Origin of the sequence: Nocardia testacea NBRC 100365, from assembly GCF_000308775.1 — a bacterium.
Classification (GTDB): domain Bacteria; phylum Actinomycetota; class Actinomycetes; order Mycobacteriales; family Mycobacteriaceae; genus Nocardia; species Nocardia testacea.
The window spans coordinates 1-18070 of the sequence record NZ_BAGJ01000266.1; the positions used below are offsets into that span (position 1 = coordinate 1).

The window sequence follows — 18070 nt, forward strand, 5'->3', positions numbered from 1 at the left end:
ACGAGGCCGATGTCACCAAGATCGCCGCGCTGCGCAAGCAGGCCAAGGCCGAATTCGCCAAGCGCGAGGGCGTGAACCTGACCTTCCTGCCGTTCTTCGCCAAGGCCGTGGTGGAGGCGCTCGGGGTGCACCCGAACGTCAATGCCAGCTACGACGCGAACAGCAAGGAGATCACCTACCACGCGTCGGTGCATCTCGGTATCGCGGTGGACACCGAGCAGGGTCTGCTGTCCCCGGTGATCCACAATGCCAGCGATCTGTCGCTGGCCGGCCTGGCCCGCGCCATCGCCGATATCGCCAACCGGGCCCGCACCGGCGGCCTGAAGCCGGACGAGCTGGCCGGTGGCACCTTCACCATCACCAATATCGGCAGCCAGGGTGCCCTGTTCGACACCCCGATCCTGGTCCCGCCGCAGGCGGCGATGCTGGGCACGGGTGCCATCGTGAAGCGCCCGACCGTGGTCACCGACGAGTCCGGGAGCGAGTTCATCGGTGTCCGCTCGATGTGCTACCTGCCGCTGACCTACGATCACCGCCTCATCGACGGCGCGGATGCCGGCCGGTTCCTCACGACCATCCGGCACCGCCTCGAAGAGGCGGCGTTCGAGGCCGACCTCGGCCTGTAAAGGACGACGACCATGTCGGTTGTGGTGGCCGGTTCGTCCGGACTGATCGGAACCGCGCTCGTCGCGGCGTTGCGCCGCGACGGAGAGCAGGTGATCCGGCTGGTGCGGCGACCGGCCGCCGCGCCCGACGAACGTCGCTGGGATCCCGCCCAGGGTGAACTCGACCCGCGGATCCTCGACGGTGTCGACGCGGTGGTGAATCTGTGCGGAGCCGGTATCGGCGACAAACGCTGGACCGGCGCGTACAAACAACTGCTCCGGGACAGCCGGATCACCCCCACCGATGTCCTCGCGACAGCGGTGGCCCGGGCCGGGGTCCCGACGCTGATCAATGCCAGCGGTGTCCACTACTACGGTGACACCGGTGCGCGCGCGGTGGACGAGAGCGGCCCCCTGGGAACCGGTTTCCTGCCCACGCTGTGTCGCGACTGGGAGGCCGCGACCCACGCCGCCACCGCGGCCGGGACCCGCACGGTGCTGCTGCGCAGCGCGGTCGTACTCACCGGCGCCGGTGGCATGCTTCCGCAATTGCGGACGCTGTTCTCGCTGGGTCTGGGCGGCCGGCTGGGCAGCGGACGCCAGTATCAGCCGTGGATCTCCCTCGACGACGAGATCGGCGCGATCCGGCACGCGCTCACCGAGGAATCGGTCCGGGGGCCGCTCAATGCCGTCGGACCCGCCCCGGTCACCAATGCCGCGTTCACCCGCGCGCTCGGCAAGGCCCTGAATCGGCCGACACCACTGTTCGTCCCGGGGATCGCGCTGCGCCTGGTGGTCGGCGAGTTCGCGGAGGCAGCGATCCTGCACAGTCCGCGGGCGCTGCCGCGGGTGCTCGAGGACACCGGTTACGAGTTCCGGCATGCCACCGTCGGCGCGGCACTGGCCGCCGCGGTGGGCCGATGACCGCCGGCGTGACCTCGGTCCGGGAGGCGCGGACCGAGGATCTGCCCGCGATCCTGGAGATCCACAACCGCGCCATCGCCGAGACCACCGCCATCTGGGACGACGAACCCGTAGCCCTCGACGAGCGCATCGCCTGGTTCCGCAATCGCACCGAGCACGGCCGTCCGGTACTGGTCGCCGAAGTCGGCGGAGAGCTCGCCGGCTACGCCAGCTACGGGCCGTTCCGACCCAAATCCGGTTATCGCCACACGGTGGAGAACTCGGTCTATATCGCCGACCGATTCCAGCGCCGCGGTATCGGCGCCATCCTGTTGGGAGAGCTGATCGCCCGCGCCGAGAAAGCCGGTGATATCCGCGCCATGGTCGCGGCCATCGAGTCGAGCAATACCGGTTCGATCGCTCTGCACGAACGATTCGGTTTCCGCACGGTGGGCGTGCTGCCGGAGGTGGGCCGCAAGTTCGGCCGCTGGATGGATCTGACGCTGATGCAGCTCACCCTGGAGATGAGCGTAACGTCATGAAGGTGAACAACACCCGCACCGCAACCCGGTCGGCGCGTTACGACAGCACCCCCGTCGACGTGCGTGAACTGGGTCTCATCGACTATCAGCAGGCGTGGGATCTGCAGCGTGAACTCGCCGCCCTCCGGGCGGACGGCGCCGGTACCGACACCTTGCTCCTCCTGGAACACCCCTCCGTCTACACCGCGGGCCGCCGTACCGAGGAGGCCGATCGGCCCACCGACGGCAGTCCCGTGATCGACGTGGACCGGGGTGGCAAGATCACCTGGCACGGCCCGGGGCAGCTCGTCGGCTACCCCATCATCCGGCTCGCCGAACCGATCGATGTGGTCGACTACGTCCGGCGCCTCGAACAGGCCCTGATCCGGACCGTCACCGAGCTCGGTGTCGAATGCGGCCGGGTGCCCGGACGCTCCGGCGTCTGGCTGCCCGCCTCCGGGCTGCTGCCCGAGCGCAAGATCGCCTCGATCGGGATCCGGGTACAGCGCGGGGTCACCCTGCACGGCATCTCGCTGAACTGCAATGCCGATCTCGGCGCGTTCGGCGCCATCGTCGCCTGCGGTATCCGCGATGTGGGTTCGACCAGCCTGAGCCAGGAACTCGGCCGCGAGGTCACCGTCGCCGAGGTCACGCCGCGTATCGCCGAGAACATTCCGGCCGCGCTCGACGGTGGGATACCGGTCACCGAGCACGATATTCCGCGGGCCGCCACCCCGGCCGACGCGGACCACGCCGCCGCCACCGCGGCACGCGATCCGAAAGGTGCAACAGCATGAGCGAGTCAGGCCCGGAGCCGGCAGCGCAGCGTAACCACGGAGGGCCCTCGCTCATGTCCAATGGACGTAGCATGTCCTCCGCCCAAGCCCCCGCCGGCCGAAAACTGCTGCGCATCGAGGCCCGCAACGCCGAGACCCCGATCGAACGCAAACCCGGCTGGATCCGCACCCGCGCCACCATGGGCCCGGAATACACCGAGCTCAAGGGCCTGGTGAAACGCGAGGGCCTGCACACGGTCTGCGAGGAAGCGGGCTGCCCCAATATCTTCGAATGCTGGGAAGATCGCGAGGCCACCTTCCTCATCGGCGGCGAGCAGTGCACCCGGCGCTGCGATTTCTGCCAGATCGACACCGGTAAGCCCTCCCCGCTGGACCGCGACGAGCCCCGCCGGGTCGCCGAGAGCGTGCAGGCCATGGGCCTGCGCTATTCCACCATCACCGGCGTCGCCCGCGACGACCTGGAGGACGGCGGCGCCTGGCTCTACGCCGAAACCGTGCGCGCCATCAAGAAACTCAACCCGGCCACCGGCGTCGAGCTGCTCATTCCCGATTTCAACGCGAAACCGGATCAGCTCGCCGAGGTCTTCTCCTCCCGTCCCGAGGTGCTGGCGCACAACCTGGAGACCGTGCCCCGGGTCTTCAAGCGGATCCGCCCCGCGTTCCGCTACGAACGGTCCCTGGAGGTCCTCACCGCGGCCCGAGCCGACGGCCTGGTCACCAAGTCCAACCTGATCCTCGGGATGGGCGAGACCCCCGACGAGGTCACCCAGGCCATGCGCGACCTGCACGAGGCGGGCTGCGACATCCTCACCATCACCCAGTACCTGCGCCCCTCGCCGCGCCACCATCCGGTGGACCGCTGGGTGAAACCCGAGGAGTTCGTGGAACATTCGAAGGTCGCCGAGGAAATCGGATTCGCCGGCGTGATGGCGGGCCCGCTGGTCCGTTCCTCCTACCGCGCGGGCCGGTTGTACGCGCAGGCCATGGCCCACCACGGCCGCCCCATCCCGGACGCCATGGCGCACCTGGCCGCCGAAGGCACCGCCACCCAGGAGGCCAGTGCCGTCCTGGAACGGTTCGGGTCGCGGGTCTGAGGATCCCGCTCCGGTTCACCCGATTGCCATCGACGAACCGGAGCACCCGCCGCGGGATTGCCCGAAGCCGACCTGACCAGAAGATCGGTCTCACCGGGATGGCCGGCTTGTCCCGGCCCGTTCGGCAGGCCCACAAGTCACTCCAGCGGGAAACAGGACGGCCGACAGCGATGAGTCCGGCACTGCCGACTCGTCCTCAACGGTGACACCACCGGAAACCCAGGGAGACCCGCATGCTCATCGTCGCCGGACATCTCATTGTCGATCCGCCCGCCCGCGCCGCCTACCTCGACGGGTGTATCGGGGTGGTCGACCGGGCCCGCTCGGCGCCCGGCTGCCTGGATTTCGCGTTGAGCCCCGATCTCACCGATCCGGCGCGCATCAATATCTTCGAGCGCTGGACGGACCGGCAGTCGGTGGAGGCGTTCCGCGGCTCGGGGACCGGCGACGAACAGAATGCGGCGATTCGCGGCGCTGCGGTGGCCGAGTACGAGATCGGCGAGATCCGTTCGCTGACCTGACCGCCCGCTAGAACTTGACGCGCCGCAGTAGCGCCGGGATCTTCGACGCCGACATGAGCGCCTTGAACTGCCAGCTGTCGTCGCGCGGGAGGATGCCGCCGCGCTGGGTGACATCGAAGGCGTCGTAGAGGGTTTCGCCCTCCTCCATCAGCCCTTGGGCGTTGAAATGGTAGCGGTCGACGGCGGGGCACTGGATGAAGCGACCGTTGCCGTAGAGCACGGGAGCGCTGCTGTCGTAGGGATAGAGACGCAGGGGTCCGTCCCAGTGGCCGCTGCCGATGTAGCGGATCACGACCCGCACCCGCCCCTCCGGGGTCACATCGAGGTAGACCTGGCCGGGCAGCGGGTCGTAGCGCCAGTCCGGGATGGCGTCGAAGAAGGCGAAATTGTATTTCACGAATTCGTCGATGCCGACGATGGTGCGGCCGAAAGTGGTGACGTCGGTGTAGCGGACATCGGGTGCGTACAGCTCGTGGTTGAGGCTCATATCGCGCACCAGGAAACTCCACCAGTACTTCTTCGCCCATTCCATCAGCCAGGACAGATCCTGCCCGAGCCGGCCGTAGAGCTCCAGTTTCCGGTCGAATTCGACGAACCACTCCTCGGTGGTGGCCTGCAGTTCCGGTTCCGGGATCACCCGGACGGGCACCGCCCGGTTGGCGTCGAGGTATTCGGGTGCCGGCCGGGCCAGGCGGGGACGGCGCAGGGCTTGCTGGAACTGTTCGTCACTGAACACGGCACGAGCCTTTCGACGAGCGCGATCCGGGGTCGCGGTCGAGCATCAACTTGAATCGTATGATTCTTGTTGAATCAGGTGATGTCAATGGTCTCTCCGGTCCGATGCGAGGATGAATCGGTGAACGCACCCAAGCTGTGGCGCGGGCGGACCCTGGACGCCAGGTCCGCGGAGCGGCGCGAGCAACTCGTGGACGTCGGCGTCGATCTGCTCGGCACCGGCGGCTCGTCGGCGGTCACCATGCGCGCGGTGACCAGGTCGGCGAATCTCAGTCCCCGATACTTCTACGAGAGCTTCGACGACCGGTCGGCGCTGATCGTCGCCGTCTACGACCGGATCGAAGCCGAACTGCTCACCCGGTTGCGCGCGGCCGGTACCGGCGGTGATCTACCCACCACGATCCGCACCGCGCTCCGAATCTGTGCTGCCTTCTTCGAGGAGGATCCACGCCGGGCCCGGATCCTGTTGCGCGAGCCCCTCACCGACGACACCTTGCGCCGCCACAGCGCCGATCGGCTACCGGCGTTCCTGCGCAGCGTGGTGCCGGCCCTCGGCACCGCGGCCGGTGCCCTGATACCCGACAGCGAGGAAGCGCTCGCGGTCGCCGGTACGGCGCTCGGCGGCGCTCTGGTTGCCTTGTACCTGGATTGGATCGACGGACGCCTCCCGGTGGCACGCGATCGACTGGTCGACAATGCCGCGGCTGTTGTGCTCGCGCTCGCCGGGATCGACCTGTAGCCGGAAGTCGACGGCTCCGGCGTGCCGGACCCCGTTCATCGTTCGTGATCGCGCATGAGCTCCACTTTCGCCTGCGCCAGCAGCTCGGCCTGCAGCGACTCGCAATGCGCCCACCAGTCGGGGTGGTTCGCGGGGTCCCGGACGACGGTGTGCAGCCCCTCGGCATGGGCGACAATCCTGGCCCGCAATTCGTCCGAGCAGATGATCTCGACCCGCTTCTCGGCCAGCCACACACTCTCGATCAGCCGCTTCAGATCCTCCGGCACGCCATCGCGCTCGCGGACATCGAGCTCCGATTGCAGCCGCTGCGCCGTCTCCAGGTAGGCGAGAATCGCCGATTTCAATTCCTCCCGGTGGGCGAGCCGACTCTCGGCCAATGACTCGACTCTCGACTGCCGCGCGGAACTTCGTTGTACCAGCAGCGTTGCCGAGGCACCGAGCGCGGCGCCCAGTAAGGGCGTCAGGCTCGCCAGCAACGTCGAAACCACACTCGGCGTCATGGCCACATCCTCCCCCATCGACGGCCCGTTACCCCGGCCCGATATCGATCACCGGCGGACTACGACGATGTCGTAGTCGGTATCCGGGGTCGGAGGCGTGGTGAAGCGAGCATTGGGCAGGTAGAGGCGCCCCTCGAAAGCCGCCACTGTCGTGGGGATATCGAAGCGCGGGTCACGCAGGCGGCGCTCCACGGTGCCGCGAGCACCCGAATGGTCGAGCCGCACCTCGGCGATCGCGCCGACTCGATTCTGCACAACCAGCAGAACGCCGTCGTGCCACAGCAGTCCGTCGCCGTAGGGCACCGACTCGCCACCGAGGTCGACCACTCTCGCCGCACCCGTCACCGGGTCGACGCGGTAGAGCCGCCCGGTCGCCGACTGCACCACGATCAGCCCGGCACCGTCCGGTGCGGCGACGATACCGTTGGCGTTGATCGCGTCCCGCGAGAACTCGATATCCCCGGTCAGCCGTAGCGTCATCGCCTCCTCGGGCCGCGGCAGCGCGCCCGCGGGACCGAAGGGCAGGTGGTACAGCACCGGCGTATGCGAATCGGTGAACCACGCGCCCGCGGGCGTGAGCACCACATCGTTGACGTACGAATCCGCGGAGCCCAGACGATAGCTCGCCAGCACGGCACCGGTTCCGGTATCGATGACGCGCGCGTCCGCCCCCGCACCGCCCGCGACGAAGAGCCGATCGCCGTCGACCGCGAGGCCGAGCGACGGGGTGCCCGGGCCCGGGCCGAGCACCGAACCCGCGCCGGTCGCCAGATCCACCCGGTAGATGGTCCCGTCCAAGCGTGAGCCGAGGTAGGCGACGGGACGGGATCCGATCGCGATACCCTCCGGCGCGAATCCGGCCGGAAGCCCGATGACGTCCGGAAACCGGATACCCGCGGCCGGTCCGGCCCCGGCGCACGCGGCACAGAGGATCACCAGAGCTGTCATAAGACCGAACACCTGCCGCATTCCCATACCCCCGTCCCGTCAATAGCCGACAGTGAAATGCCGTTCACCACCGGTATTTTCGAGCTCGTCCAGCACGGCCACCGCGAGGTCTTCGGCGGAGATCCGCGAGCATCCGGCCGCGTCGGCGACGAGGGTCGTGGTGCCGCGCCGGTAGCTTCCCGTGCGCTGTCCGGGTCGGAGCAGGGCGGGCGGACTGAGATAGACCCAGTCGGCCGGATGCGCGCGGCACACCTCCAACTGCGCGGCACTCGCGCCCGCGACATCCCGGATCGACTCGGGCACGTACTCCGGACTGTCGAGGACGAGCCTGCCGGGGTCGCGCGGATGCCACAGCGGCGCGGCCCCACCCACCAGGAGAATGCGTACTCCGCTCGCCGCCGCCGCGTCGAGCAGCGCGGTCGTACTCGCGGCTACGGTGTGTTCCCGCCCGGCGGCGGCCCGCGTCGCGCCCACCACGGCATCGACACCACCGAACAGCTCACTCATCCGCCTGCGGTCGTCGGCGTCGCCCCGCACTGCGACCACGCCGGACGGCAGACCGGCGGGCCTCCCGGTGCGGCACACGGCCAGCGGTTCGTGCCCCCGGTGCGCGGCTTCGGCGACGACCCGCGAGCCGACCATCCCGGCGGCTCCTACGACAGCGATCTTCATCGAGCGATCTCCTTCTTCGCGAGGATGACAAGGGGGCCGCGCCGCCGGGCGGGCGCGGGTAGCTGGCCCGCCACGATCGCCGCCAGCGAGAGCCCGAAGCCCACCAGCTGGACCGGGCCGAGTGTCTGACCGAGCAGAACAGCGCCGAGGACCGCGGCGACCAGCGGCGAGAGCAGCGTGAGGATCGCAACGGAGTTCACCGGCAATGTGGTGACACCCCGGAACCACAGCACATAGGCGATGAGGCCGCCGAACAGGCCGAGCCAGAGGTATCCCAGGGCAGCGGACAGGCCGATCGCCGGCGGTGGCCCCTCGACCAGGGCCGTGAGCGGCAGGAGGAACAGTCCGCCCGCCGTGAGCTGCCAGCCGGCGAAGGCGGTCGGCCCCACCCCGGCGGGCCGGCCCCAGCGTTTGGTGAGCGTCAGGCCCAGTGCCATCGAGGCCGCGCCGCCCAGTCCGGCGGCGACCCCGCCGGGATCGAAGGCCGCGGCCGGTCCGAGCACCACCAGGCCGACCCCCGCCAATCCGATCGCACCCCAGGCCATCCGCCACCCCGAAGGGCTCTCATGCAGTAGGGCCACCGCCAGCACCGCGACGACCAGCGGTTGCGCGGCCGTCAGGGTGGCGGCGACCCCGCCGGGTAGCCGTTCGGCCGCAATGAACAGCAGCGGGAACAGCAGCCCGATATTGAGCACCCCGAGGACCGCGGCCCGGCCCCACCACACGCCGCGCGGCAGGGTGCGGGTGATCGCGAGCGCGATCAGTCCGGCCGGCAGCGCGCGCAGCAGCCCCGCGAACAGCGGATGCCCCGGCGGCAGCAGTTCGGTCGTGACGAGATAGGTCGTCCCCCAGGCGACCGGCGCGAACGCGGTGAGCGCCGCACGGGGGAGATCACCCCGGCGGGACCCTCCGGGTTTCTGCTGTGCAACTGGTGTTTTCACTCTCGAAGTTTCACGCCGCGCCCATTGATGAGTCCAACACATGTTTGTCACTGCACCGATCTCGATACAAGATTGATCCATGGAGCTGCAACAGCTGCGTTATGTGCTGGCCGTCGCCGAGACGAACAACTTCACCCGGGCCGCCCAGCGCTGCCTGGTCGTCCAGTCCGCGCTCAGTCACCAGATCGCCCGGCTGGAACACGAACTCGGCGCGAAACTGTTCGAACGCACCAGCCGCCGAGTCCGGCTGACCCCCGCGGGCGTCGCGTTCCTACCGGCCGCGCGCCAATGTCTGGACGCCGCCGAACGTGCCGCGGCGGCGGCCGCGGCCGCGGTGGGTGAGGTGCGCGGCCGGCTCGCCGTCGGCCTGATCCCCTCCGTCACCGCGGTCGATCTCCCGGCCGCGCTGCGCGATTTCCGCGGCCGTTACCCCCATGTCCGGATCAGCCTGCGGGTGGGCGCGAGCGACGAGCTCACCGAACAGGTCCGCGAAAACACCCTCGATATCGCCTTTCTCGGACTTCCCACCACCGCGCGCCCACATGGTGTCACCGCCCACGAACTCGGCCGGGACCGCCTCGTCGCCGTGGTCGCCCCTGAGCATCCGCTCGCCCGTGCGGCCTCGGTGGACCTGCCGCGCCTGGCCACCGAGACCTTCGTCGACCTCCCGGCCGGAACAGCCGGACGCGCGCAATCCGATCAGGCCTTCGCCGCCGCCGGGATAGACCGCGAGGTCGCCTTCGAGGTGTCCTCCGCCGATTACATCGCCCGCCTCGTCGAACAGGATCTGGGCGTGGCCATGCTGCCTTCCGCCTACGTACCGCAACTCACCGGTGTGGTCACCGTCGAGGTCTCCGACGCCCCCGCCCGGGTGGAGTATCTCGTCTGGAACAGCTTCTCCCGTACCCCCGCGGCCGCGGCGTTCCTCGCGATTCTCGGCGTACCCGGCCGCTCCGACGGCGGTAGGTGAAACTACCCGGCACTCGCCGCCGACCCACCCCGAGGCCGTCGACCGTGGTCGCCATCGGCGGCACCGGCAGCCGGCACCGCCGCGCCGGGCGCATCAGACCGACCGGCATGGGGTGGCGGCGTGCCGCCGGAATCTCCGGTCCCCGAGCTTCACACCTACCGGCCGGCGCGGTGATCGCACCGCGCGAACGCATCGAAGAAACCGGCCGATCCGTGCGTCTCGCCGTGGCCGGGGCGCGGCCGTCAGACCAGGTGTTTGCGCAGCACTTCCTGGTGGGTCGGGCGCGCGTCCTCCAGCCGGACGCGGCCCTCGGCCGTGAGCGCCAGGAAATTCGCGCGGCGATCGAAATCACAGGCCGCGCGCTCCACCAGCCCGGCCTTCTCCAGCCGGGTCACCGTGCGCGAGAGCGCGCTCTGACTCAGGTACATCTCGGCCTCGATGTCCTTCATCTTGACCTTCTCCGCCTGCTCCGCACCGCAGCGCCCGCCCAGGACCTGCAGTAACTCGAATTCACTGAGCCCGAGCCGATGCCGTGCCTGCAGCGCGTTCTCGAGTTCGCAGGAGGTGACGTGGTAGCGACGCAGCGTTTCGGACCACTTCGCGCAGACATCGTTGTCGGAGTCGTGGTACATGACCCGAGATTAGCATGTCAAGTCATTTTATGCCCACGCATTACATGCTCCGGCATTACATGCGTTGACATTCAATGCTCTCGCATCTAAGTTTTCTCGGGTGACCCTCACCGCACCAACCCCGCAGAACCTCGTCGCCGCAACGTCTGCCGCACCGGCTGCCGGCCGCTGGGGACCGAAGCTGTGGGCGATCCTGTTCGTCGCCGGACTGGCGATGTTCCTCGACGCGCTCGACGTCTCCATGGTCGGCGTGGCACTCCCCTCCATCGGCCACGACCTGGGCCTCGACACCTCCGCCCTGCAATGGATCGTCAACGGCTACATCCTCGGCTACGGCGGCCTGCTCCTCCTGGGCGGACGCGCAGCCGACCTGCTCGGCCGCCGCCAGGTGTTCCTGACCGCCCTGGTGGTCTTCGGAATCGCCTCGCTCGTCGGCGGACTCGTCGACGCCGGCTGGCTGCTGATCGCCACCCGGATCGTCAAGGGCGTGGCCGCCGCTTTCACCGCCCCGGCCGCCCTCTCCATCATCACCACGACATTCAAAGAGGGCCCGGACCGCAACCGGGCACTGTCCATCTTCACCATCTTCGGCGCCACCGGATACGCCTCCGGCCTGATCGTCTCGGGCCTGCTCACCGGTATCGACTGGCGGCTCACCTTCTACATGCCCGTGGTCGTCGTCGCCGCGGTCATCGTCGCGGCCTACTTCGTGGTGCCGCGCACCAGCGAAAAGGAGGAAGGCCGGATCGATTTCACCGGCGCCGCCCTGCTGACCGGCGGTATGCTCGCGGCGGTCTACACCATCGTCACCGCCCCGGAAACCGGTTTCACGGCCACCGTCGTCGCGACGACCGTGCTGGCGGTCGGACTGCTCAGCGCGTTCTTCGTGACGGAGAAGCGGGTGAGCCACCCGCTGGTGCGGCTCAGCATCTTCCGGGTGAAATCGATTGTGCGGGCCAACCTGGCGGCACTGGCAATCTTCGGCTCCTACCTCAGCTTCCAGACCATCGTCTCGCTGTACCTGCAGAACACTCTGCAGTGGGAGCCCCTGCAGATGGCTCTCGCCATGGCGCCCACCGGCATCATCGTGGCCATCCTTTCCCCGATGGCCGGTAAGCTCATCGACCGGTTCGGCACCGGCCCGATGATCCTGGCCGCACTCACCTCGTTCGTCGCCGGCTACCTCTGGTTCCTGACCCGCGGCGGCAGCCCCGACCCCGCCTACGCGGTCGACTACCTGCCCGCCTTCCTGCTGCTCGGCCTCGGCTTCGCACTCGGGTTCTCCGCCGTCATGTCGCAGGCCACCGAAGGTATCGCCGACCACGAGCAGGGCCTTGCCTCCGGCCTGGTGCAGACCTCGTTCCAGATCGGCGGCGCGGTGGTGCTCGCCATCGCCACGGGCCTGATCAGCGGTGCGGCCGCGGGCGGTATCGACGGCTACCGGCCCGGGCTCTACCTGGTCACCGCGGTCGCGGTGGTCGGTCTGCTGGCCTCGGCGTCGGCGCTGCTGACGCGCAAACAGCCGGTCGCCGAACTCGCGTAACGAGTTCCGGCACGAGAGCGGGGTCGCCGGTCCGGCGGCCCCGCTCTCGTGCCGGGAAGTAGTGGTGTCGTCGGCCACACTACGGACGGTTGATCATCCGGCCCGTCGAGCCGGTGAGGCCATACGGTCGGGCGTCACCGGGTGATCGCGGGCCTGCTACCGGGTAGGAGTTCGATGCGAAAGCTCTGCGCCAGGATCACCGGAGTGGTGGCGGCCGGATATCAGCCGGCAACAGCCGATAGAGTTTCGCCGCCACCCGCTGTCGCTGAATCACCGAAAACGTCACGATGCCCGCGTGCGGTGTCCATGTACTCCCGAACCCGGTGGATCAAGCCGTCGCGCAGCTCGAACACGAAGCAGTAGTCGTTGCTGTACCGATTACCGTTCGCCAGCGTGGCACTCATCGTCTCCTCCACTACTACCGAGTCGCCGTCGGCATAGAAGCCGCGGAAGTCCACCATGACATCGCTGACGAACAACAGGGGAAAATCGTGCGCGAGGAACTTCGTGATGGCCTCGCGTCCGATCATGTGGCTGGGGATGTCCAGGGCGGTCGCAGTGGCATTGCCGCTCTGCGCCAGCCACTCGGCGTCTTCGGTGAAGAATGCTGCGATCAGCTCGGCATCATGGGTGGCAAATGCTCGCCAGGCGGCTTGAACGACGGCCTTGCTGTCCGATGTCATGGTCCGGAGCCTACAGTCGCAAGACACGGCGGGCTGGCGGAAAAAGGACAACGTCATAGGCACCGGGCACAACTCGGTCGCCTCGGCGCAGTTGCAACCGTTCATCTCCCGGGCAGAGATCGGCGACGCTCGATGAGCGGGCATCGGCAGCGACGGATAGGTCGGACTTCGTGATCTCATCGCGGAACGGCGCTCGCGCCTACCACGGTTGCGCTCTCACCGAGAGTCTCGTCGCCATATTTCGCTTCAGCGCACGGTATGCGCGAATAATCAGAACGGCCGCTGGGTGCGAATGATTTCGGCCAGGTAGGCGTAGTCGTCTGCCCGGCCGCTGGACGCACGGAAAACCAGGCCCAACGTGCGCCCCGGAGCCGGATTCGCGAAACGCGCGGTATCGAGCGCCCCCCGTCCGGTCTCGGCCGTGACCGCCATCTCCGGGACGAGGGTGATCCCGAGCCCGCCGGCCACACACTGGACCACCGTGGACAGCGAAGCCGCGCGGGTGTCCCCGGCTCCGCCGGGATGGACGTCCGTGGAACGGCACAGTTCGAGGGTCTGATCCCGCAGACAGTGGCCCTCGTCGAGCAGCAGCATCGGTAGCGCGCCGAGCGCGGCGGGTTCGATATCGGTTCGACCGGCCAGCGGATGGCCGGCGGGGACAACCAAGACGAATTCCTCGGTGTAGAGCGGTATCTCGACCAGCCCCGCCGCCTCGGCGGGCAGGGCGAGCACCGCGACGTCGAGCACTCCGGCGCGCAGCTCATCGATGAGGCGAGCCGTTTTGTCCTCGATCACCTGCGGGGCCAGCGCGGGGAGTTTGCGGTGCAGGGTGGGTAGCAGGGCCGGGAGTATGTAGGGGGCCGCGGTCGGAATGATCCCGATACGAAGTACGCCGGCGAGGACGTCCCCGGTCGCCGAGGCCAGGAAACGGTCCGCGGCTTCCAGGGTGGCCGTGGCGGCGGGGAGCAGCCGCGCGCCGGCCGCGGTCACCAGGACGCGCCGGGTGCTGCGCTCGATGAGCTGCAGTCCGAGCCCGCTTTCCAGTGCGGCCAATGCCTGCGACAACGTGGGCTGGCTCACCTCGAGCCGGGCCGCGGCGGTGCCGAAGTGCCGGTATTCGGCGACCGCCACGAACGCACGCAGCTGTGACAGGGTGGGCTGATAAGACTGATCGGGCACGCCTATCAGTCTAGTGCCACTCATCACTTTTGCCTTTTGCCGGTCGTTCGGCAAGATTAGTTACGAGCTTTCGCCTTACCGGCTGGAAATCGACCAGACCGGTACCACTGATACGAGAAGGAGTTTCGGGCATGCCCCTGCTGACCATCGGCGACCAGTTCCCCGCCTACGACCTCACCGCGGTGATCGGTGGTGACTTGTCCAAGGTCGACGCTCAGCAGCCGGATGACTATTTCACCCGGGTCACCAGCGCCGATCACGCGGGCAAGTGGCGGATCGTGTTCTTCTGGCCGAAGGACTTCACCTTCGTGTGCCCGACCGAGATCGCCGCGTTCGGCAAGCTGAACGAGGAGTTCGCCGACCGTGACGCCCAGGTGCTCGGCGCATCGGTCGACAACGAGTTCGTGCACTTCCAGTGGCGGGCCCAGCACGAGGATCTGAAGACCCTGCCCTTCCCCATCCTGTCCGACCTCAAGCGCGAACTGGCCGCCGCCACCGGCGTTCTCAACGCCGACGGCGTCGCCGATCGCGCCACCTTCATCGTCGACCCGAACAACGAGATCCAGTTCGTCTCGGTGACCGCGGGTTCGGTGGGCCGCAATGTCGACGAGGTGCTGCGGGTCCTGGACGCGCTGCAGTCCGACGAACTGTGCGCCTGCAACTGGAAGAAGGGCGACCCGACCATCGACGCGCGCGAGCTGCTGGCCGCGAGCGTCTGAGAGCGGAAGGAGAACCGGTGAGCATCGACAATCTGAAGAACTCGCTCCCCGAGTACGCCAAGGACCTCAAGCTCAACCTGTCGTCCATCTCGCGGACGACGGTGCTCAACGAGCAGCAGCTGTGGGGCACCCTGCTTGCCGCGGCCGCCGCGACCCGGTCCACGGCCACCCTGCGGGAGATCGCCGAGGAAGCGGCCGATGTGCTGTCCGCCGAGGCCTACAACGCCGCGCTGGGCGCCGCCTCGATCATGGGCATGAACAATGTGTTCTACCGGGGCAAAGCGTTCCTGGACGGTAAGTACGATGATCTGCGGGCCGGTCTGCGTATGCAGATCATCGGCGCTCCCGGTGTCGACAAGGCCGATTTCGAACTCTGGTCGTTCGCGGTTTCCTCGATCAACGGCTGCCAGCACTGCCTGGAAGCCCACGAGCACACGCTGCGCGAGGCGGGTGTCTCGCGCGAGGTGATCTTCGAGGCGCTGCGCGCCGCGGCGATCGTGGCCGGGGTCGGGCAGGCCGTACAGGCCACCGAGGCGCTGGCGACGGCCGCGGTCTGACCCGTTCGCCCGGCCGGGCGGACCATGAGAACCCGAACCGGGTGGCGAGGAATTTCCGCGCCACCCGGTTCGTTCGTCGTCGGCACCGGGGCGGCCCGATCGGCCTACCAGCACGTGTTCCCACGGTTACCTGGTGCAGGTTCCGCGGACCTCCCGGTCGTTCCTGGCACAGCCGCGGTATCCGGTCCGGACCGGGCATACCGTTGATCGGTCACGCCGGCAGGACGTGAAATCGACTACGGCAGTGGCAGACACGCACTACCGGCGTCGAGCCCCGGCCCTCGCACATCGACTTCGATGTACTTCGCCGACGTGTACTGCCCCGGGGTGAACTGCTGCGCGGTGATGTTCTGACGGCCGATGTGTTTCGGCGTCCATTCGAAGGTCGCCGTTCCGTTCTCCGGGTGATAGACGGCCCGGCCCAGGCGTTCTCCGTTACCCGGAACCACACCACCACTGTTGACGATGGTGACCTCGCCCGCCTCGGACGGCGGTGCGTCGACCGTCGCGGTCACCGTATAGGCGCATCCGGTCCGCAGCCCCTCCGGACCGGCGTCCACATCCACTCCCGTCACGGCCGCTCCCGCACCCGGTGCCGCATACGCTGCCGCGACGCCCAGAGCGCTCAGCACGGCGACAAGCCGAAATGTCTGATATTGCTATGCATATCGAGCCTTTCGCGATCTTCGGCAGGATCCTCCGACCCTCCCACACCTGGCCGGTACCCGCCGACCGGGCGCTCGACACACAGTTCACGCGCCGAGATCGACGGTGACGCGGAAATCGCTCGGCCGGATACCCCGATGTCGTTTGAACGCGGCACTGAAACCGAACGCGTCCGCATAGCCCACAGCCTTCGCCACCTGCGCCACCGTGAGATTGCGATCGGCGAGCAGTTCCTCCGCCTCGTCCATCCGGCATTCGGTGAGATACGCCAGCGGCGACTGCCCCATGACCTCTGAGAATCGCCGCGCGAACAGGGCCCGCGAAACCCCCGCTTCCGAAGCCAGCGACGCGACCGTCCACCCGGCGGCAGGCTTTCCGTGCATGGCCTCCAACGCCGGCCCGACCACCGGGTCGGCCGGTCCGCGATACCAGCCCGGCGCACCCGCCTCCTGTCGGTCGAACCAATCACGCAGCGTGCACACCAGACCCCAGTCGAGCAGCCGGTCCATCAGCGCCTGCGCGCCCGCCGGGCGGCGCACCGCGTCCGTGGCCACCGACTCCATCCACGCGCACACCTCCACATCGTCGGAGACCACCAGAACCGGCGGCACCGCGCGGAGCAGGCGTTCGTGGCGCCGGCCCGACGCCCGGTAGGCGCCGACGATCAGCGCGGTCTCACCGGCCGGATCGTCGCCCCAGTGGCCGTCGTCCAGCGCGGCATCGCATTTGGCGTCCGGCGCGAAACAGGCGATCTCGTATTCTTCGTGCGGCGGGACCACCGTGTCCGCGCGGTCGGCGAAGAGGAACGGTTCGGGCCCACGCACGATCGCGGTGTCGCCGGCCACGATCCGCTGCTCGATCCCGCCGGGCAGCAGCAGCGTGCCTCCGCCGCGCAGCACGGTGATCATGGTGAGCGGTGCGCGGTCGGCGAACCGGATACTCCACGGGGCCTCCAGAACCGCGTTGGTGAGTACGGCGCCTTCGGCCCGGATGCCGCTCAGCAGAGTGCTCAATGGATCCACTCGATCAAGAGTAGACGAACTCCTATCAGATGTAGACCTTTACCCATAGATCGTCCACCGGATGCCGTATGGAATGAGAGCAGACCGTACAACCGAGCATCCGGACAGCCGGATCGAGATGGAGGACCCCGTGTCGCACACCACGATCGACGACGCCACGACCACCCGCACCGCCCTCGTCGTCGTCGCCCACCCGCGCCGCGATTCGCTCACCGCCCATATCGCCGACCTGGCCGCGCAGCGGCTCACCGCGGCCGGCTACCGCATCGATCTCCTCGACCTGCACGCCGAGAACTTCGACCCCCGGATGAACGCCGCCGACCTTCCGGAATGGGGAAACCGCGAGAAGACCTACTCCCCCGAGGTCGAGAGCCATATGCGGCGCGTCCTCGCCGCCGACGTCATCGTCGCGGTGTTCCCGGTGTACTGGGTGCAGGTTCCGGCGATCCTCAAAGGCTGGATCGACCGCGTGTGGAACTACGGATTCGCCTACGGCCGCAGCAAACCGCGGCTCGCGGGCAAGCGGGCGCTCTGGCTCGGCCTGGCCGGCGCCGCGGACGACGACAGCGTCGTCGACCTCATGCAACAGTCCCTCGGCACGCAGCTCAACGACGGTATCGCGTACTACTGCGGCCTGGCCGAATCGTCGGTGGGGCTACTGCCCGGCGCGGAGGAGAAACGGCAGCGGGTGGACGCCGACGGCAATCTGCTGCTCGACGAGGCACTCACCGGCGCGGTGCGCGCCGCCCATTACGCGGCGCTGGAGGACCGGGCCCGGCGCTTCGTCGACGATTTCCTCGTCGGCGACCGCGTCCCCGCCTGACCGGTACAGGCTCCGCCGCCCGGTGTGCGCACTTACTCGTATACCGGGCGCGGTTCCTGCGCCTCGACGCGAACCCGGACGTCCGGGTGTTCGGATCGGGATCGCCTGGGCGCGTCTGCGGCAGTTCTCAGACCACCATGCCGTCCGGATGAACGCTCAGACAGCAGGCGATGGCGGCCATATCGCCGAATCGCCGCCCGACCGACACTGCCGCCACCTACACCCGGCCATCGCGAGCCGGTGCTCTCGGCGACTACTCCGGCCCGGCCTGTCTCTTCACCGACTCGCCGGCCAGCTGCC

General features: G+C 68.4%; 22 protein-coding genes. 12 read left to right on the forward strand and 10 right to left on the reverse strand.

Going from position 1 to position 18070, the window contains the following annotated elements:
• The 6 genes from ON38_RS29185 to ON38_RS29210 form a co-directional block, all read left to right on the forward strand.
• Nucleotides 1–626 (forward strand): 2-oxo acid dehydrogenase subunit E2 (locus tag ON38_RS29185; protein WP_039828308.1); only part of this gene is annotated, 626 nt, incomplete at its 5' end.
• Nucleotides 627–638: 12 nt separating this feature from the next.
• Nucleotides 639–1529, forward strand: coding sequence for a TIGR01777 family oxidoreductase (locus tag ON38_RS29190; RefSeq protein WP_039828309.1), 891 nt, complete (start codon nt 639–641; stop codon nt 1527–1529).
• Nucleotides 1526–2050: a GNAT family N-acetyltransferase gene (locus tag ON38_RS29195; RefSeq protein ID WP_039828310.1), complete on the forward strand. Its 525-nt coding sequence runs from the start codon at nt 1526–1528 to the stop codon at nt 2048–2050. Before ON38_RS29190 ends, ON38_RS29195 begins: the two co-directional genes overlap by 4 nt.
• Nucleotides 2047–2826 (forward strand): lipoyl(octanoyl) transferase LipB, encoded by a 780-nt coding sequence (gene lipB, locus ON38_RS29200; protein WP_039828311.1) that lies wholly within the window; start codon nt 2047–2049, stop codon nt 2824–2826. Before ON38_RS29195 ends, lipB begins: the two co-directional genes overlap by 4 nt.
• A 71-nt stretch (nt 2827–2897) precedes the next feature.
• Nucleotides 2898–3920, forward strand: coding sequence for a lipoyl synthase (gene lipA, locus ON38_RS29205; RefSeq protein WP_039828312.1), 1023 nt, complete (start codon nt 2898–2900; stop codon nt 3918–3920).
• A gap of 233 nt (nt 3921–4153) precedes the next feature.
• Complete coding sequence (locus ON38_RS29210) at nt 4154–4441, forward strand: putative quinol monooxygenase (RefSeq protein WP_039828313.1); 288 nt, start codon at nt 4154–4156, stop codon at nt 4439–4441.
• A 7-nt stretch (nt 4442–4448) separates the two neighbouring features.
• Here ON38_RS29210 and ON38_RS29215 read toward each other — a convergent pair whose 3' ends face one another.
• Nucleotides 4449–5177 (reverse strand): nuclear transport factor 2 family protein, encoded by a 729-nt coding sequence (locus ON38_RS29215; protein ID WP_039828314.1) that lies wholly within the window; start codon nt 5175–5177, stop codon nt 4449–4451.
• 120 nt (nt 5178–5297) lie between these two features.
• Here ON38_RS29215 and ON38_RS29220 point away from each other — a divergent pair, with 120 nt between their 5' ends.
• Complete coding sequence (locus ON38_RS29220) at nt 5298–5915, forward strand: TetR/AcrR family transcriptional regulator (protein ID WP_039828349.1); 618 nt, start codon at nt 5298–5300, stop codon at nt 5913–5915.
• 35 nt (nt 5916–5950) lie between these two features.
• On the opposite strand, the gene ON38_RS29225 is transcribed toward ON38_RS29220, so the two are convergent.
• Genes ON38_RS29225 through ON38_RS29240 form a run of 4 tightly spaced genes read right to left on the reverse strand, consistent with a single transcriptional unit; the run spans nt 5951 to nt 8976 of the window.
• Nucleotides 5951–6415: a hypothetical protein gene (locus ON38_RS29225; protein ID WP_157181982.1), complete on the reverse strand. Its 465-nt coding sequence runs from the start codon at nt 6413–6415 to the stop codon at nt 5951–5953.
• A gap of 48 nt (nt 6416–6463) precedes the next feature.
• Entirely contained in the window at nt 6464–7363 is a 900-nt protein-coding gene (locus ON38_RS29230; protein ID WP_085995511.1) for an SMP-30/gluconolactonase/LRE family protein, read from the reverse strand.
• Nucleotides 7364–7402: 39 nt separating this feature from the next.
• A complete protein-coding gene (locus ON38_RS29235) occupies nt 7403–8035 on the reverse strand; it encodes an NAD(P)-dependent oxidoreductase (RefSeq protein WP_039828317.1) in 633 nt (210 codons plus the stop codon).
• A complete protein-coding gene (locus tag ON38_RS29240) occupies nt 8032–8976 on the reverse strand; it encodes an EamA family transporter (RefSeq protein WP_245564370.1) in 945 nt (314 codons plus the stop codon). Before ON38_RS29240 ends, ON38_RS29235 begins: the two co-directional genes overlap by 4 nt.
• A 79-nt stretch (nt 8977–9055) precedes the next feature.
• Here ON38_RS29240 and ON38_RS29245 point away from each other — a divergent pair, with 79 nt between their 5' ends.
• Entirely contained in the window at nt 9056–9946 is an 891-nt protein-coding gene (locus tag ON38_RS29245) for a LysR family transcriptional regulator (protein WP_039828318.1), read from the forward strand.
• Nucleotides 9947–10188: 242 nt separating this feature from the next.
• On the opposite strand, the gene ON38_RS29250 is transcribed toward ON38_RS29245, so the two are convergent.
• Nucleotides 10189–10578: a MarR family winged helix-turn-helix transcriptional regulator gene (locus ON38_RS29250; protein WP_039828319.1), complete on the reverse strand. Its 390-nt coding sequence runs from the start codon at nt 10576–10578 to the stop codon at nt 10189–10191.
• A gap of 100 nt (nt 10579–10678) precedes the next feature.
• On the opposite strand from ON38_RS29250, the gene ON38_RS29255 reads away from it, so the two are divergent.
• A complete protein-coding gene (locus ON38_RS29255; protein ID WP_039828320.1) occupies nt 10679–12121 on the forward strand; it encodes an MFS transporter in 1443 nt (480 codons plus the stop codon).
• 221 nt (nt 12122–12342) lie between these two features.
• On the opposite strand, the gene ON38_RS29260 is transcribed toward ON38_RS29255, so the two are convergent.
• Entirely contained in the window at nt 12343–12804 is a 462-nt protein-coding gene (locus tag ON38_RS29260) for a nuclear transport factor 2 family protein (RefSeq protein ID WP_039828351.1), read from the reverse strand.
• A 270-nt stretch (nt 12805–13074) separates the two neighbouring features.
• Complete coding sequence (locus tag ON38_RS29265; RefSeq protein ID WP_039828321.1) at nt 13075–13983, reverse strand: hydrogen peroxide-inducible genes activator; 909 nt, start codon at nt 13981–13983, stop codon at nt 13075–13077.
• A gap of 131 nt (nt 13984–14114) precedes the next feature.
• Between ON38_RS29265 and ON38_RS29270 the strand changes: the two genes are divergently transcribed.
• Together ON38_RS29270 and ahpD are read left to right on the forward strand one after the other, a co-directional pair.
• Nucleotides 14115–14702 (forward strand): peroxiredoxin, encoded by a 588-nt coding sequence (locus ON38_RS29270; RefSeq protein ID WP_030523929.1) that lies wholly within the window; start codon nt 14115–14117, stop codon nt 14700–14702.
• A gap of 17 nt (nt 14703–14719) precedes the next feature.
• Nucleotides 14720–15259, forward strand: a complete 540-nt coding sequence (gene ahpD, locus ON38_RS29275) for an alkylhydroperoxidase, AhpD family (protein ID WP_039828322.1) — start codon at nt 14720–14722, stop codon at nt 15257–15259.
• 236 nt (nt 15260–15495) lie between these two features.
• Here ahpD and ON38_RS29280 read toward each other — a convergent pair whose 3' ends face one another.
• Both ON38_RS29280 and ON38_RS29285 read right to left on the reverse strand, forming a co-directional pair.
• Nucleotides 15496–15834, reverse strand: coding sequence for a hypothetical protein (locus ON38_RS29280; RefSeq protein WP_157181983.1), 339 nt, complete (start codon nt 15832–15834; stop codon nt 15496–15498).
• Between the two features lie 177 nt (nt 15835–16011).
• On the reverse strand, nt 16012–16947 hold the full coding sequence (locus tag ON38_RS29285; protein WP_039828324.1) for an AraC family transcriptional regulator: 936 nt from the start codon (nt 16945–16947) through the stop codon (nt 16012–16014).
• Between the two features lie 130 nt (nt 16948–17077).
• On the opposite strand from ON38_RS29285, the gene ON38_RS29290 reads away from it, so the two are divergent.
• A complete protein-coding gene (locus ON38_RS29290; RefSeq protein WP_039828352.1) occupies nt 17078–17770 on the forward strand; it encodes an NAD(P)H oxidoreductase in 693 nt (230 codons plus the stop codon).
• Nucleotides 17771–18070: the final 300 nt, after the last annotated feature.